General features: G+C 44.9%; 12 protein-coding genes. 4 read left to right on the top strand and 8 right to left on the bottom strand.

Annotated elements, in window-relative coordinates; translation table 11 throughout:
• The 5 genes from D3H55_RS07610 to D3H55_RS07590 all read right to left on the bottom strand — a co-directional run.
• Nucleotides 1-1,591, bottom strand: a 1,591-nt coding sequence (locus D3H55_RS07610; RefSeq protein ID WP_136035655.1) for an amidohydrolase, incomplete at its 3' end; no start/stop codon positions are given.
• A gap of 202 nt (nt 1,592-1,793) precedes the next feature.
• A complete protein-coding gene (gene mbcS / locus D3H55_RS07605; RefSeq protein WP_119546298.1) occupies nt 1,794-3,377 on the bottom strand; it encodes an acyl-CoA synthetase MbcS in 1,584 nt (527 codons plus the stop codon).
• A gap of 172 nt (nt 3,378-3,549) precedes the next feature.
• Nucleotides 3,550-3,756, bottom strand: a complete 207-nt coding sequence (locus tag D3H55_RS07600) for an alpha/beta-type small acid-soluble spore protein (protein ID WP_113928419.1) — start codon at nt 3,754-3,756, stop codon at nt 3,550-3,552.
• Nucleotides 3,757-3,841: 85 nt separating this feature from the next.
• Nucleotides 3,842-5,053 carry a tRNA uracil 4-sulfurtransferase ThiI gene (gene thiI, locus D3H55_RS07595; protein ID WP_119546297.1) on the bottom strand — a complete coding sequence of 404 codons (1,212 nt, stop codon included), beginning with the start codon at nt 5,051-5,053 and terminating at the stop codon, nt 3,842-3,844.
• Nucleotides 5,050-6,201 carry a cysteine desulfurase family protein gene (locus D3H55_RS07590; protein WP_119546296.1) on the bottom strand — a complete coding sequence of 384 codons (1,152 nt, stop codon included), beginning with the start codon at nt 6,199-6,201 and terminating at the stop codon, nt 5,050-5,052. Before D3H55_RS07590 ends, thiI begins: the two co-directional genes overlap by 4 nt.
• A gap of 322 nt (nt 6,202-6,523) precedes the next feature.
• Here D3H55_RS07590 and brnQ point away from each other — a divergent pair, with 322 nt between their 5' ends.
• Entirely contained in the window at nt 6,524-7,855 is a 1,332-nt protein-coding gene (gene brnQ / locus D3H55_RS07585) for a branched-chain amino acid transport system II carrier protein (RefSeq protein ID WP_119546295.1), read from the top strand.
• Nucleotides 7,856-7,897: 42 nt separating this feature from the next.
• Here the strand turns inward: brnQ and ezrA are convergent, their stop codons facing one another.
• Entirely contained in the window at nt 7,898-9,598 is a 1,701-nt protein-coding gene (gene ezrA / locus D3H55_RS07580) for a septation ring formation regulator EzrA (protein WP_119546294.1), read from the bottom strand.
• 225 nt (nt 9,599-9,823) lie between these two features.
• Here ezrA and hisJ point away from each other — a divergent pair, with 225 nt between their 5' ends.
• Entirely contained in the window at nt 9,824-10,615 is a 792-nt protein-coding gene (hisJ, locus tag D3H55_RS07575) for a histidinol-phosphatase HisJ (RefSeq protein ID WP_119546293.1), read from the top strand.
• On the opposite strand, the gene refZ is transcribed toward hisJ, so the two are convergent.
• A complete protein-coding gene (gene refZ / locus D3H55_RS07570; protein WP_119546292.1) occupies nt 10,588-11,259 on the bottom strand; it encodes a forespore capture DNA-binding protein RefZ in 672 nt (223 codons plus the stop codon). The genes hisJ and refZ overlap by 28 nt on opposite strands.
• Before the next feature lie 244 nt (nt 11,260-11,503).
• Between refZ and D3H55_RS07565 the strand changes: the two genes are divergently transcribed.
• Nucleotides 11,504-11,983, top strand: a complete 480-nt coding sequence (locus D3H55_RS07565; RefSeq protein WP_119546291.1) for a GAF domain-containing protein — start codon at nt 11,504-11,506, stop codon at nt 11,981-11,983.
• Nucleotides 11,984-12,340: 357 nt separating this feature from the next.
• Complete coding sequence (locus tag D3H55_RS07560; RefSeq protein WP_119546290.1) at nt 12,341-12,850, top strand: cupin domain-containing protein; 510 nt, start codon at nt 12,341-12,343, stop codon at nt 12,848-12,850.
• Nucleotides 12,851-12,885: 35 nt separating this feature from the next.
• Here D3H55_RS07560 and D3H55_RS07555 read toward each other — a convergent pair whose 3' ends face one another.
• Nucleotides 12,886-14,421 carry an FAD-dependent oxidoreductase gene (locus D3H55_RS07555; protein ID WP_119546289.1) on the bottom strand — a complete coding sequence of 512 codons (1,536 nt, stop codon included), beginning with the start codon at nt 14,419-14,421 and terminating at the stop codon, nt 12,886-12,888.
• Nucleotides 14,422-14,654: the final 233 nt, after the last annotated feature.

The raw sequence follows: 14,654 nt of genomic DNA, 5'->3' as shown, positions 1-14,654 counted from the left end.
TTTTATAAACAATCGTCTCATCCACTACAGTCATTTCCACTTCCATTTCAAGCAGCTCGTCTGCTCCAATTTGGAAAAGATCTTTAGGAAGGACAGTGAAATCAGCCTTGTATCCTTTCTTGATCATCCCATGGTCATGTTCATGATGGCAGGCATAGGCACTGCCTTTTGTGAATAATGAAACAGCCTCATACATTGATAGCTTTTGTTCTTCCATATAAACTGTTCTTTCCGGATCCAGCGGGTTGGTTCTTGTCACAGCTGCATGGATTCCAAGCAAGGGGTCCACAGGCTCGATCGGCGCATCAGACCCTCCTGCACATGGGATGCCTTCATCAAGCAGTGTCTTCCACGCATAATTATACTCCATGTTTTCCTCACCTATACGTTCAATCACCCAGGGAAAATCAGATGGAACGAATCTTGGCTGAATATCCAGTATCAGTGGAAGGCCCTTGATCCTGTCAATCAGCTCCCTGCGCAATAACTGTGCATGGATAAAACGGTCTCTTCGCCCATTGTATGAAGGGTTCGCTTCGACAACTTCCAAAACATTCTCAAATGCCTTATCCCCGATGGTATGGACAGCAATCGGCAGCTTATATTCCCTGGCTTTCTTTACAAGCGCAGCCAGGTTTTCCTGAGTATGGATGGCAACTCCATTAGTTGAAGGATCATCATTATACGGATGGCTTAGTAACGCAGTCCTCCCTCCAAGGGCTCCATCGGCAAAGATTTTCATTGCACCGAACTCCACCAGCTCTGTTCCTCCCATAAAAGAAAAACCGGCGTCTTTCCAATCATCGATGACCGCTTGATGAACAAGCAAATGAGACCGGAATTTCCTGCCGTCTCTTTCTATTACATTCAGGAACGTTTGATAAGTCTTCTTAAAGTTTCCGTAATAGCTCAAATCCTCTGTATGTCCCCCGACAAGACCTAATCTCCAGCAGTTTTCCACTGCTTTCGTCATAGCAGCCTCAAGGTACTCCCCGGTAGGTGATGGGAGGGCATCAACAAGCAGGTCCTGGGCTGTATCTTTTAAAACACCGTTTAACCTGCCCGCCTCATCTCTCTCGATGACACCGCCGGGGGGATTTACCGAGTCCTCATGGATTCCCGCCAGCTCCAATGCCTTCGAGTTGGCCACCATGGCATGCCGGCAGATCCGTTTCAGCATAACCGGCTGGTCCGGTACCACTTCATCAATTTCCTGCCGTGTCACGACTTCACTATTTACCCAGAGGTTTTCATTAAAACCTTCACCGATGACCCAGTTTCCTTCCGGGGTGTTCTGAGCTTTTTCTTTTACTGCAAGCAACACTTGTTCCTTCGTCGTCATTTTCGAAAGATCCAATCGGATCAATGTCTCACCATGTCCGATAAGGTGCATATGGCTGTCAACAAATCCTGGAAAAACCGTATTTCCCTGAACATCAATCCTTTTTGTAATCGAACCGGAAAAATCCGCTTCGATTTCGTGCAAAGAACCTGCCCCTTGAATCACTCCGTCCTCTGTAAAAACCGCTTCGACCGATGCACCTTCCCCGGTCATTGTATAAAATGTTCCGTTATACCATAAAGTTCCCATGTTAAAACTCCTTGTCCTTATCTTTCTCTATACAAAAAAGGACTGGCTCACTGCCCTGATAGAGGTAGTTCTTTGAATGGGCATGAATATGCCGCATCTCTCTCAGGACGGGAGCCGCCCCCGTCTTTTTTGTCTATTTTATTTTACTATACCGCTTTAATACTTTAAAGTATTTCGTGTTTAGAAATATCAGTATATACGATCAATTTTGAAACATTTCCCTTTCATTCTGCCTGAGCTCGACTCTTCTGATTTTCCCGGAAGCAGTTTTGGGAAGCTCTTCAAGAAACTCGATTTTCCTTGGATATTTATAAGGTGCCGTCAATTCCTTTACATGCTCCTGCAGGTTCTTGACCAAAGCAGGGTCTTCCGGGTCCACGCCATCCCTGAGGACAATAAAGGCTTTGACGATATTTCCCCTTACCTCATCAGGGCTTGCGACAACGGCACACTCTTTCACTGATGGATGTTTGACGAGTGCATCCTCCACTTCGAATGGTCCGATCGTATAGCCGGAACTGATGATGATATCGTCTCCCCTGCCTTCGAACCAGAAGTACCCCTCGTCATCCTTCTTCGCTTTATCACCGGTAATATAGTAGTCCCCGCGGAATTGCATAGCTGTTCTTTCAGAATCTTTATAGTAGTTTTTGAATAGGGCCGGGGTCTCTGTATGGACGGCGATATCCCCGACTTCTCCAGGGGAGCACGGCCTGCCTTCTTCATCGATGATTTCAACCCTGTTCCCGGGCGTTGGTTTGCCCATTGAGCCTGGTTTCAGTTCCATTCCTTTCATGATACCGACAAGAAGTGTGTTTTCCGTCTGTCCATATCCATCCCTTACCTCCAAATTAAAATGTGTCTGAAAGGCATCGATCACTTCCCTGTTCAGTGGTTCGCCCGCAGACACAGCACTATGAAGATGTTCAAGGTTGTATTGACCTAAATCATCGACCTTTGCCATTAACCGATATTCGGTCGGAGTGCAGCACAGGACATTCACCTGATATTCCTGAAGCATCTGCAGGTACTTATCCGGTTCAAATTTGCCCTGATACACCAGCCCTGCAGCCCCTGAACCCAATACAGAAAGAAAAGGGCTCCAGATCCACTTCTGCCAGCCCGGGCCTGCTGTCGCCCAGACAGTATCCCCTTCCTCAATGCTCAGCCATTTTTTTGCTGCAGTACGCAAATGCGCGTATGCCCAGCCATGGGTATGGACCACTCCTTTGGGATTCCCTGTTGTGCCGGAAGTATAGGAAAGGAACGCCATGTCATCGCGCCCGGTATTTGCCAGCTCAAGTTCATCGGATGACTCGTTCTTTAATTGATCGAGCGAAAGCCACCCTTCCTTTTCTCCCCCTGCAACAAATTTCTTCAGGCCTGAGCTTTCTTCCACCCCATCAAACTGGTCAGTATACGGAGCATAGGATACTATCGCCTTGACATCGCCATGTTGGATTCTATATTTAAGATCCTTGGGCCTCAGCATCTCTGAACTTGGGATGACAACCATTCCCGCTTTCAAAGCTGCAACATATGTCTCATAGGCTTCGATCAGACGGGGAATCATGACAAGGATGACATCGCCCTTTTCCAAGCCGTTATCTATGAATGCGTTTCCAATTTTGTTCGCATTTTTAATTAAATTCTGATATGTAATTTCTTTCTCTTCTCCTTGTTCACTTTTCCACAAAATCGCTTTTTTGGCTGGATCAGCAGCAAATCTCTCCACTTCACTGATCAGGTTGTACCTTTCTGGTGAAAGCAAATCTTCTCTTTTCATTCATTATCCCCCTTTGATGTTAGTCATTCATATTATACAAAATTTTTATAATATTTTAAATTATTTAGCAAAGGGTATTTTGTCTTATTTTCCAAATCTGGTGGATCAGCCATCCAGAACATGCAAAAAGGAGCGGGGTTTCCCGCTCCTTGTAGCCATTATATTTAATTGATTACTTTTGGTAGCCTCCGCCGATTTGTTGTTCAGCCATTTGAACTAAACGTTTAGTGATTTCACCACCGACAGAACCGTTAGCGCGTGCAGTTGTATCTGCACCAAGTTGTACACCGAATTCAGAAGCGATTTCGTATTTCATTTGGTCGATCGCTTGTTGAGCTCCTGGAGCTACTAGTTGGTTTGAACTGTTGTTGTTTGCCATGTGTTTTCACCTCCTTGTGAGTATAGAATGTGTAAAAACACATGGCTTCATTCCATTTTGTTATTGGTAAATCTTCCTAAATTATTTAAAGCAATTCATCAAGGTCATCTGCTTCCATCTGAAGAGCTCCGCCTTCTATGATAAGCACTTCTGTGTCGGCAGCTGCCTTGTCGATAAGAGGTTCGAAATCCACGAAGCTTTCATAGAACTGGATTTTCTCCCTTTTCGGTTTTGTTTTTGGTGCCGGCGGTGTAAAAATAGTGCAGCAGTCTTCGTAAGGTAGTATCGATATATCATGTGTGCCGATTTGTTTTGCAATTTCAATGATTTCAAGTTTGTCCATTGAGATGAGAGGCCTTAGGACAGGTGTACTGGTTACCTCGTTGATCGCCAGCATGCTTTCCAATGTCTGGCTGGCAACTTGCCCAAGGCTTTCTCCAGTGACAATTCCCAGACCATTTTGTTTCTCCCTCAACTTTTCTGTAATCCTCAGCATCATTCTCCTAGTCGAGGTCATTGTATAGTTTTCCGGGACCTGATTGTGGACAGTCTGCTGTACTTCCGTAAAAGGTACAATATGCAGCTTGATTCTTCCGCTGAATACCGATAATTCCTTTGCCAGATCGATGACTTTCTGCTTGGCTCTTTCGCTTGTAAAAGGAGGGCTGTGGAAATGTACAGCCTCGATTTCTACGCCGCGCTTCATGATCAAATAACCTGCTACAGGACTATCAAGCCCTCCTGAAAGCATCAGCATTGCCCTGCCGCTTGCTCCAGCAGGCATGCCGCCGGCTCCTTGGAATATTTCACTTGAAAGGTACGTTCCTTCTTTTCTGACTTCTACATTCAATTTGATATCCGGATTTCTGACATCCACTGTCAGGCCGCCGGTATTTTTCAGGACATGTGATCCTACAGCATAGTTGATTTCATTTGTATCAAGCTCAAAAGTCTTATCAGCTCTTCTCGCTGAAACTTTGAAGGTTTTTCCGTCTGTATTCATTTTTTGAACAAGATGAAGGGCCGCTTCTTTTATTTTTTCGATTTCCTTTTCGGTTTTTATGACCGGACTATAGGATTGGATCCCGAATACGCCGGCAAGCTTTGACAGCGCCTTTTCACCATCTTCGCCATTTAAATAGATATGAAGCCTGTCGCGTGTCGCACTTATGCTGATTGCGGAAAGATCCTTCAATACCATGAGGATATTTTCCCGAAGCTTCTTGGTGAAGGCCTTCCGGTTCCGCCCTTTAGTCGAAATCTCGCCGTAGCGCACTAATATTTGATCGTAAATCATCTTCTTCTCCTCGTCGTTTCTTCTAATTTTTTCTTGACCTGCAGTATCGCGTCACACAATTGATCTGCCTCTTCTTTTGTATTCCCAAATGAAAAACTCACCCTGATGGACGTATCCAGAAGGGACTTATCCACACCCATGCCCAAAAGGGTTCTTGATGGTGCATTCTTTTTGGATGAACATGCACTTGTGGTGGAAACGTATATGTTAAAATCCTCCAGTGCGTGCACGAAAATTTCTCCGCGGATGCCATCGACTGAGAAATTTAAAATGTGCGGTGCAGCTCCAGCCAATGGCGTATGGATCGTGATGCCTTCCATGGCACTCAACCGGCTGCGCAGGTAATCGTTCAGCTCCCTAAGGCTGCCGGGCTCTTCCCTGCTTTTTTCATAATGCAGTCTGAGAGCTTTTGCAAAGGAGACAATCCCTCCCGTGTTTTCTGTACCACTCCGGATTTTCCTTTCCTGCTCACCGCCCGAAAGCAGCGGGGAGATTTCCAATCCTTCCTTAATATATAACATGCCTGTGCCTTTCAAACCATGGATTTTGTGTCCTGAGATTGAGCAGAGATCGATTCCTGATTCATGCAGGGAAAGCGGGACTTTCCCCGCTCCCTGGATATGATCGACATGGAATATGACCTTGGAATAGGGCTTAAGGGCCTTACCGATCTCCTGGACCGGCTGAATGGTTCCTACTTCATTATTAACATGCATGATGGACACAAGGATCGTTTCATCCTTTATGGCATCTTTTACATCTTTCAACTTGACCCGGCCCTCGGAATCGACAGGAAGATAGGTAATTTCAAAACCCAATGCCTTCAACTGCTCACATGTTTCAATAATGGATGGGTGCTCAATCCTCGTTGTGATAATATGTCTGCCCCTATGCCTGTACTGGAGGGCAGCACCTTTTAACGCAAGATTGTTTGATTCCGTTCCTCCTGATGTAAAGAAGACTTCGGTTTCCTTGATACCCAACAGGCCTGCAACCTGTTTCCTTGACTTGCTGATAAGGTTCTCGACCCTGCCTCCCAGGGCATGGATTGAAGACGGATTGGCAAAATAATCTTCCTGAACTTTCAAAAAGGTATCGAGTACTTCTTTATATGGCTTGGTTGTTGCACTGTTATCAAAATAAATCACAAAATATGCACCTTCTGGTTATCAATTTAAACATAATCTTTTCTATTGTTTACAAAAGATTATACTACCACAAATCAGTTATGAAAAAAATTCCGTCTGGCAATACTGTATTCGTGATTATAACTTGTCCTCCCGACGGTTCACACTCTCATAACTTATAGAAATCATTCTATTACTTTGTCAGAGTACTAAGAAAAGCTTATCAAATCATTATTTAAATATACTGAATTTTTTAACTTTTAATTATTTCGACAATTTTCTCTGCTTCTGTGTTAGTATAAAACCGCTTAGTTCACCTTAGCATTTTAAGGGGGTAATATCCATGAGTGAGAAAGCGCTATCATTCAATCTGATCTTCACTGTCGGCCTCATGCTCTTCGCTTTATTCCTTGGAGCAGGCAATATGATCTTTCCTCCCTTCCTTGGGCAGCAAGCCGGGGAAAACATCTGGACGGGGATCTTCGGCTTCCTGATCACAGGGGTCGGCCTTCCTTTACTTGGAATCATCGCGATTGCCAAGACCGGCGGGGATCTTCAAACATTGGCAAACAGGGTCAGCCCGGTATACGGAGTCATATTTACTGTCATCATGTATCTGGCCATCGGTCCTTTCTTTGGGATTCCACGGACTGGGACAGTTGCCTATGAAATTGGTGTCACTCCTTTCCTCGGGGAAGATATAAATAAATACGGTATGCCTTTATTCATCTATACGATCATCTTTTTCGGACTGACAATATGGCTGGCAATGAACCCTGCCAAGCTTGTGGACAGGATCGGAAAAGTCCTTACTCCTGCATTACTGGTCATTCTGACTGTACTGGTAACAAAAAGCATCCTTTCACCAATGGGCAGTTTTCAAGAGCCTGCAGGGGCTTATATTGATGGACCTTTTTTCAAAGGATTCCTTGAAGGCTATCTGACAATGGATACCATCGCTGCGCTTGTCTTTGGAATTGTAGTCATTAATTCTGTCCGTGAAAAAGGAATTACTTCTAAGGCAGCCATTACTAAAGCGTGTATTTTGGCGGGAATTATTGCTGCAGCAGGATTGGCGCTCGTCTACCTTTCCCTTGGATTCATTGGTGCGACCAGCACAGAAGCCATCGGCCTGAGTGACAATGGAGGAGCCATCCTTGCAGGATCAGCCGATTATCTTTATGGACAGATTGGAACGATCATTTTGGGACTCGCCATCACCTTCGCCTGCCTGACGACTTCCATCGGCTTGGTGTCGGCTTGCGCCCAATACTTCGCCAAGCTTTTGCCGGTATCTTATCACGTATTGGTCGTCATCATCAGCGTTTTCAGTATGATCATTGCCAACATAGGGTTGACGCAGCTGATTTCTGTATCGCTGCCTGTCCTGATTGTGATATATCCGTTAGCGATAGTACTCATCCTGCTTTCATTCATGCATAACTGGTTCAATGGCTATTCAGGAGTCTATATAGGGGCATTGATACCCACTTTCTTCATCAGCTTCATTGATGGTCTAAAAACAGCAGGTATTGAACTTGCAGTATTGAATGAAACTTTAAGCGCTTTGCCATTATTCAATGAAGGCATTGGCTGGCTTCTGCCGGCTATAATCGGCGCCATCATCGGCTTCTTTCTCTCTGCAGGGCTGGGAGCCGCAAAGAAATCAGCCTAAAACAAATCCCGGTCTGGAATTTACCAGCCGGGATTTTTCTTGTTATTCATGATCCAGTTCTTCATTCACGATGCTTTCAATTCTCTTAATCGCTCCAGGCTCGATTTCCTCAATTGCCGTGGCTGCCTGTTCGAGAGCTTCCCTGTAATCAAAGCTTCTGAAGGCTGCTTCTGCTTTCTGAAGCTTGTGGGAAACCTCTCCATTGCGGCTCCTGTAACGATTTCCGTACTGAATGACCTTTTCAGCAAGCATGACCGTTTCGATCAAATCCGTCGTCTTCTTATGGAAGTGATCGACCGTATCCACTGCTTTTTCCAGGTATTTTTGAACGACAGGCATGTTGAGAGGCTTCTCTTCAAGTGCCCTGGATACATCGCTGATATTATTATACGCTTCCTCAAGAAGAGCATTGTAATCGGTAGGCAGTCCTGGAATATTGCTCTTGGAGATCATCCTGCTGGCTTCCCCGATTTTCTTCTTAAGCTCAAAAACCTTTTCTTTCGCTTCAATTTCGTCCTTCCGTAAGGTATGAAGCTGCTCGGAAAAATTCTTCTGTTCACTCTGGATTACTTCTAGCTGCTGATTGATTTCCTGAAGTTCTTCACTCAAGAAGGAATAAGCAGATTCATTTTCCTGTACCTTTTCCTGAAGCTGCTGGAAACGCTTGAAAAGGGTGGTGATTTTCTTTTCCAGCTGGACAGGGATCTGCAGATCTTCATCCTTCAAGTGGTAGCCTTGCTGTACAAATTCTGTTTCCTGTTTGATTTCTTTATTGTCTGACTTGATGGATTCAAGCAGTACCTGCGATTTTTCTTCATTCTGAAGGACAAAGTGTTTAGCCAATACTTCTTTTTCAAGCATGTCGTATAAGCGTTCAACACTTTCCTTTAATGTATTCACTTCTTCTGCAGCTTTATCTGTCTGAAGCTTTTCCAGAGAGTCAAGGCATGCGGCCAGCTCTTCACGAAGCCTGGAAAGCTCGGTAGTAATTCCAAGGTGCTTCAGCACATACCCTTGTGATTCCATTTCATTGTATCCTGATTCCACTTCGTTCAGTTGATTAGGAAGGGAATTTTGACATTCTGTCAGCAATTCTGGAATCACTTCCATCTTTTGCATGATGCCCTGGGTGTCTTCAGTCAGTCCCAAAACAATCTCCCTTGCCTCCAGATAATTTCCTTCCTCAGTCAGCCTGTTGAAGTCTTCGATTTTCTCAGACATTTCATCCAGCTTTGCTTCAAGGCCGTATGCTGCTTTTCCATAAGTATGGCGGTGGGCAAGCAAGGCTTTTTTGCTCTTGCGGAAGTCTTCTTTCAATTCTTCTATCTCGAGCCGGTTCTTCTCTTCGCTGCCGACCAGCTCTTCGACTTCGGAATGGATCCTTTCCATCTTATCCTCTGTCTGATTGAGAATAGCTTCTATCCTCGCCTGGACATCCTTCGCTGAACCAAAACGGAACTTATCAATATATTCTTCGGCAGTGAACAAAAGCTCTTCCACTTCAGGAAGGTCGGCAGTGACAATGTCATCCCACTCTTTACGCCACTTTTCGAAAAGCTCTTCAGTCTGGCCAGTCATGTTCAGCTGCTTGACCCTGGACAGCTCATCCAGGATGGGCCTGTTCATGATATCGACCTTCCAGGATTCCAGGCGGTCGATATGGTGATAATATTTTCTTCTTATAAAAAAACCGATGATGAATAGGATAATTAAAAGTATAATTCCTCCGATGATAAATTCCATCGTAAGCCCCCTGCTTCTATAACTTGATCTATTCTATGTAAAAATTGTAAAATCTCATATCATAGCTTTTATTATGATACCATGAGAACGACATTTTTTGACGATTTATTTGCAATTTTTCCTCTTTAAATACAAGATTTGTTATAAATGTCTACCTCTTCAGCAAAAATATTGATATTTTACTATTATAGATGAATATGACAGGAAAAGGAAACGAGGGATTGGATGAAAGTCGACGGACACATTCACAGTCCTTATTGCCCCCACGGGACGAAGGACTCATTTCATGAATATATCGAGAAAGCCATCAAACTGGGATACGAAGGAATCACATTTACGGAGCACGCCCCTCTGCCGGCAGGATTTAAAGATCCCGTCCCCGATCAGGACAGCGGGATGAAAGAGGAATACCTTGAAGAGTACATTGCCGATTTGGAAGAACTTAAGAAGATTTACAAAGGGAACATTATCATCAAAACAGGTTTGGAAGTTGACTTTATAGAAGGATATGAGGAAGAAACGGGAAGGTTCCTGGACTCCATCGGCCCTTATCTTGATGACAGTTTGCTTTCCGTCCACTTTTTATTAAGGAACGGCACTTACGACTGCCTCGATTTCAGCAAGGAAAACTTCGGGAGGATGATTGATTCTTACGGAACTGCAGACAGCATCCATCAAACCTATTATAAAACTGTCTTAAAATCCGTGAAAGCCAACCTTGGAAAATACAAACCGAACCGGATTGGCCATATCACCCTCGCCGATAAATTCAAAAAGGATTTCCCCCCGGCAGGTTCTTTCGGGAAGGAAATCCAAGAAGTACTGGACGAAATGGCATTGCGGCATATGGAACTTGATTATAACGGAGCGGGGTATTCCAAAAAAGGATGCGGAGTCTCTTATCCCCCGCCTGATATCGCCCGGAAGGCTCATGAAATGGGGATTCCGCTCGTATATGGATCAGATGCCCATCAAGCCAAGGACTTGAATCAAGGCAGGGACCGCATGATCGTGTGAAGCGGCTGAGGGATTGCGGCCTGCCTCGTTAACAGGCATTGGTCGATCCACTGCTCCAAGGAAGCATAGTAACGATCGACAAAGAATTGTTCCTGCGGAAATACATGCCATACCTCCCTTAAGTACTGGCTGTTAAGAAAAGGGATTGAAAGCATGGACTTCAACTGGATGATGAACATACTCACGGGCATTGAAGTAAAGCGGTTCTGCTCTTCTCCCCTCTCAAAGAAACGCTTGAATAAATAACGCTCCTTCATCAAATAAGAGGAAATGATTTCACGGACAATTTGCGAGTCGATCGACATTTCCCTCAAGACAAAACGTGAGAGAAGATGATTCTCACTCTGATACTGCAGGATATTGAAGACCGCCCTTTTCAAGCATTCATCTGCAGGAGTGAATTCCAGCTTATCCGCCTCTGCCTCGAGGCACTCTAGATATGCCTCAAAGAAGCGGGTGAAACATGATTCAAGGAGTCCCTGCTTCCCATGAAAATGATAAGAGATATTTGCGGCGTTCACCGACGCTTTTTTGGCAATATCCCTCACAGAAGTCCCGTCATAGCCTTTCGTATTGAAAAGTGAAACAGCCGATAAGAGAATATTTTCTTTGGTTATACCTGGTGCAGCAGCTGGTTTAGCCATGATCTCACTACCTTTGAATTTTATTAGTTGAATCACCCAAGGAAATATGCTAAAAATGGTTCATTAGGATTGGCGTCAATAATAGATCAGTTACTAAAGATGAAAAGCAGCCGATTACTACATAAACATTCGGGGCATGACTTGAGATTCCTTTATGTATTTCTCGACAGTTTCCGTCCGAACTTGTAGGAAACCGATGAATCTATGGTTATACAATCATATCCTGTAGAAATGGGGGAGTTCGATGTTTCAATCATCCATGTACCAAGGTACACGCGAAGAAAATTATGGCTTGGTCATCAAGCAATTGCACGCTCTTTTGGAAGGAGAAAGCAACCGCATTGCCAATTTATGCAACGCTTCTGCATTGCTGAATCAATTCCTGGACCGCATTAACTGGGTCGGATTCTACCTCATGGAAGATGGAGAGCTTGTGCTCGGGCCATTCCAGGGACTTCCTGCCTGTGTACGAATCGCAGTGGGCAGGGGTGTCTGCGGATCTGCTGTAAAAGAAAAGAAAACTTATCTGGTCGAAGATGTCCATGCCTTCCCAGGCCATATCGCCTGCGATGCAGCATCTCAATCCGAGATCGTCGTTCCACTGATGAAGGACGGCGAGATCATCGGCGTCCTGGATATCGACAGCCCAGAGAAAAGCCGATTCGATGAGACCGATAAAGCCAAATTGGAAGAGTTCGTTCAAGCATTAATTCAATATATTTGATCTTTAAGCCGGGGTGGCTGCCCCGGCTTTTTGTTATGCGGCAAATGTGCAGACTGGCTGTACGCTGAGGTGAATGCATGCTGCTGATCGGTATCACCTCCGGATATCCATTGTGCCAGCCTGAGGATTCGTTACTGGCTGAATTGCCGGTTTCACGTCTCTGATCCTTATGACTGATAACATGTTACTGACTGATATCATGAATGGATATCCCGGTTTTCCGATTGAACGGCACCGTTAGGAAACCAACGAATATCCTTCTGTCAAATACTTTACCCGGGCAAGCACCTATGCAAGTTTACCCCCGCTGCTTCAGGGGAAACCCTAACCATATAAGAAAGCAAAGGAGGATTACACATGCAAAGCAACGGTGTGAAAACTTTTTATTTTGAAGAAAGTGCTTCAATCCCTAATAATCCTGATTTGCCAGTCCTTTTATACGAGGGAGCTTTCAAAGACAACCCGGAGCAATCTGAACGGGTTTTCAACGAGCACAACTGGAGGAACAGCTGGCAGGGAGGCGTGTTTGATTACCATCACTTTCACAGCAACACCCATGAAGTTCTTGGCGTTGTAAGCGGCACTGCTGAATTAATCCTTGGAGGGGAGAGCGGAAAGAAAGTCGAAGTCCATCCGGGAGATGTGGTGGTGCTGCCAGCTGGCACAGGACATAAAAGATTGACCGCCAGCGAAGATTTCAAAGTGGCAGGCGCGTATCCCGCCGGAAAGGATCACAACTTGAAAACTGGAGAGAATGGCGAAAGGAACCTGCTGTTCAGTGAAATCAAGGAAGTCGGCATCCCTTCCCAGGATCCAGTATACGGAGAAGACGGCCCCTTGCTTGCTCATTGGAAAATAGAAGAGTAAAAACAGCCCCCGAAAAGAAATTTTCGGGGGTACTGTTATTCATATATTTTTTTCAAAGGTTCGACAGCCGGTCCTTCAATGACATCTCCACAAGCTGAGAATCGGCTGCCATGGCATGGACAATCCCACGATTTCTCAGCATTGTTCCACCCTAGTTCACACCCCATATGGGTACAAGTAGTATCGACCACTGTCACTTCACCGATATCATTACGGTAGGCACCTGCCCGCTTCCCATCAACTGTCACGACAGCTCCCTCACCGTTTTCCAGTTCCTCCAGTCTCCTGTCATGCTTATCAAGTTTTCCTTTGACAAACTCCTTTGCTACATCGGCATTTTCTTTGACGAAGTTCTTGATGGAAGGGTTTGCATTGAATCTGGAAGGTGTAAATAGATCCTTGAATCGGTTGTCTTTTTCCTGCACCAAATCGGATAGCAGCAAAGCCGCCGCTGCCCCATTGGTCATCCCCCATTTCGCGTAACCCGTCGCTACCAAGATGTGCGGCTGATTTCCGGTAACATGACCTATATATGGGATTTTATCCAATGTCGTCAGATCTTGTGCAGACCAGCGGTATGGGAATTCTTTTATGGAAAAATGCTTTTCCGCGAAGTGTTTGAGATTTTGATAATGTTCTTCCGTATCTCCGCCTTGTCCTGTTTTGTGGCTGTCCCCGCCAAAAAGAATCATCTTCTCTCCATTGGAATCTGTACTGTATCGGATAGATCTTTTTGGCTGATCCGCGCTCAGGTACATTCCTTCCGGGACCGGAATCGCAGATTTAGCCGCCAGGATATATGACCGCTCTATGTCCAGTCTTGAAAAATATAAGCCCTTGAAGTCATTGATCGGGAAATGGGTGCTGACAATCACCTTAGGAGAAGAAAGTTTGCCTCCTCCTTCAGTCACCACTTCCACAGGTTCTCCCCCCGTGATCTTGGTCACCCTGGTGTGTTCAAAAATCGTTCCCCCATTTGCCTTGATTTCATCTAAAAGCGGAAGCAGGAACTTCACCGGATGAAACTGTGCCTGATTTGGCATTCTAAGGGCGGAGGTTACCTGGAATGGCAAGTCTGTCACTGTTGTCAGCTCCCCAGGTATATTTAATTCCTGATAGGCTTTCGCTTCCTTTTTGATTGTCTCGGATCCCTTTTCGGTTACAGAGTAAATATAAGAGGGCAATTTCGTATATTCGCAGTCTATGTTTAATTCATCAACAAGATTTTCTATGAAGTTTAACGCAGCAAGGTTTGCCTGATAATATTGTGACGCTTTATCCGCTCCGTGCTGCTGTAAAAGCTGATCGTAGATGACGCCATGCTGGGCGGATACTTTAGCAGTGGTATACCCGGTGGTACCGTCTATTACTCTGCCAGCTTCGACAAGCGCAACTTTTTTCCCTTCCCGCGAAAGTAAATAAGCAGCGATGATGCCGGTGATTCCCGCCCCGACTATGGTGACATCTGCATGATGCACTTGGTTTTCCAGTTTTTCAAAAGTCAGCCCTCTTTCTTCGGCCGCTTTGCGCCAGTAAGAATAGGACTCTTTCGGTATCATTTTCTCATTCATTTGAGCGTTACCTCCCCATTTACTAATACCATCTACTTACCCAAAATTGACCATAACATGCCTGGGTATGCTCTAAGAAATATGTTTTGTCAGAGCTCCTAAAGGGGATGTGCTATAGTTTGAGTTTTTCCGGATGAGAAAAAGGAGGAAATTTGATTATGTCAACTTTGATTTTGTTCTCATGGAAGCTTCATGGTACACCATGGTCCCGATTCACCTTTAATTCAGGCCAT

Source organism: Bacillus salacetis, assembly GCF_003581585.1.
Lineage (GTDB): Bacteria > Bacillota > Bacilli > Bacillales > Bacillaceae_B > Rossellomorea > Rossellomorea salacetis.
Note: the sequence above shows the minus strand (reverse complement) of the source record. Positions and strands in the feature narration are given on the sequence as shown.

Bases quoted from the DNA above. Each gene is read 5' to 3' on its own strand.
- mbcS (WP_119546298.1), bottom strand. From the start codon at position 3,377: ATGAAAAGAGAAGATTTGCTTTCACCAGAAAGGTACAACCTGATCAGT.
- D3H55_RS07600 (WP_113928419.1), bottom strand. From the start codon at position 3,756: ATGGCAAACAACAACAGTTCAAACCAACTAGTAGCTCCAGGAGCTCAA.
- thiI (WP_119546297.1), bottom strand. From the start codon at position 5,053: ATGATTTACGATCAAATATTAGTGCGCTACGGCGAGATTTCGACTAAA.
- brnQ (WP_119546295.1), top strand. From the start codon at position 6,524: ATGAGTGAGAAAGCGCTATCATTCAATCTGATCTTCACTGTCGGCCTC.
- ezrA (WP_119546294.1), bottom strand. From the start codon at position 9,598: ATGGAATTTATCATCGGAGGAATTATACTTTTAATTATCCTATTCATC.
- hisJ (WP_119546293.1), top strand. From the start codon at position 9,824: ATGAAAGTCGACGGACACATTCACAGTCCTTATTGCCCCCACGGGACG.
- refZ (WP_119546292.1), bottom strand. From the start codon at position 11,259: ATGGCTAAACCAGCTGCTGCACCAGGTATAACCAAAGAAAATATTCTC.
- D3H55_RS07565 (WP_119546291.1), top strand. From the start codon at position 11,504: ATGTTTCAATCATCCATGTACCAAGGTACACGCGAAGAAAATTATGGC.
- D3H55_RS07560 (WP_119546290.1), top strand. From the start codon at position 12,341: ATGCAAAGCAACGGTGTGAAAACTTTTTATTTTGAAGAAAGTGCTTCA.
- D3H55_RS07555 (WP_119546289.1), bottom strand. From the start codon at position 14,421: ATGAATGAGAAAATGATACCGAAAGAGTCCTATTCTTACTGGCGCAAA.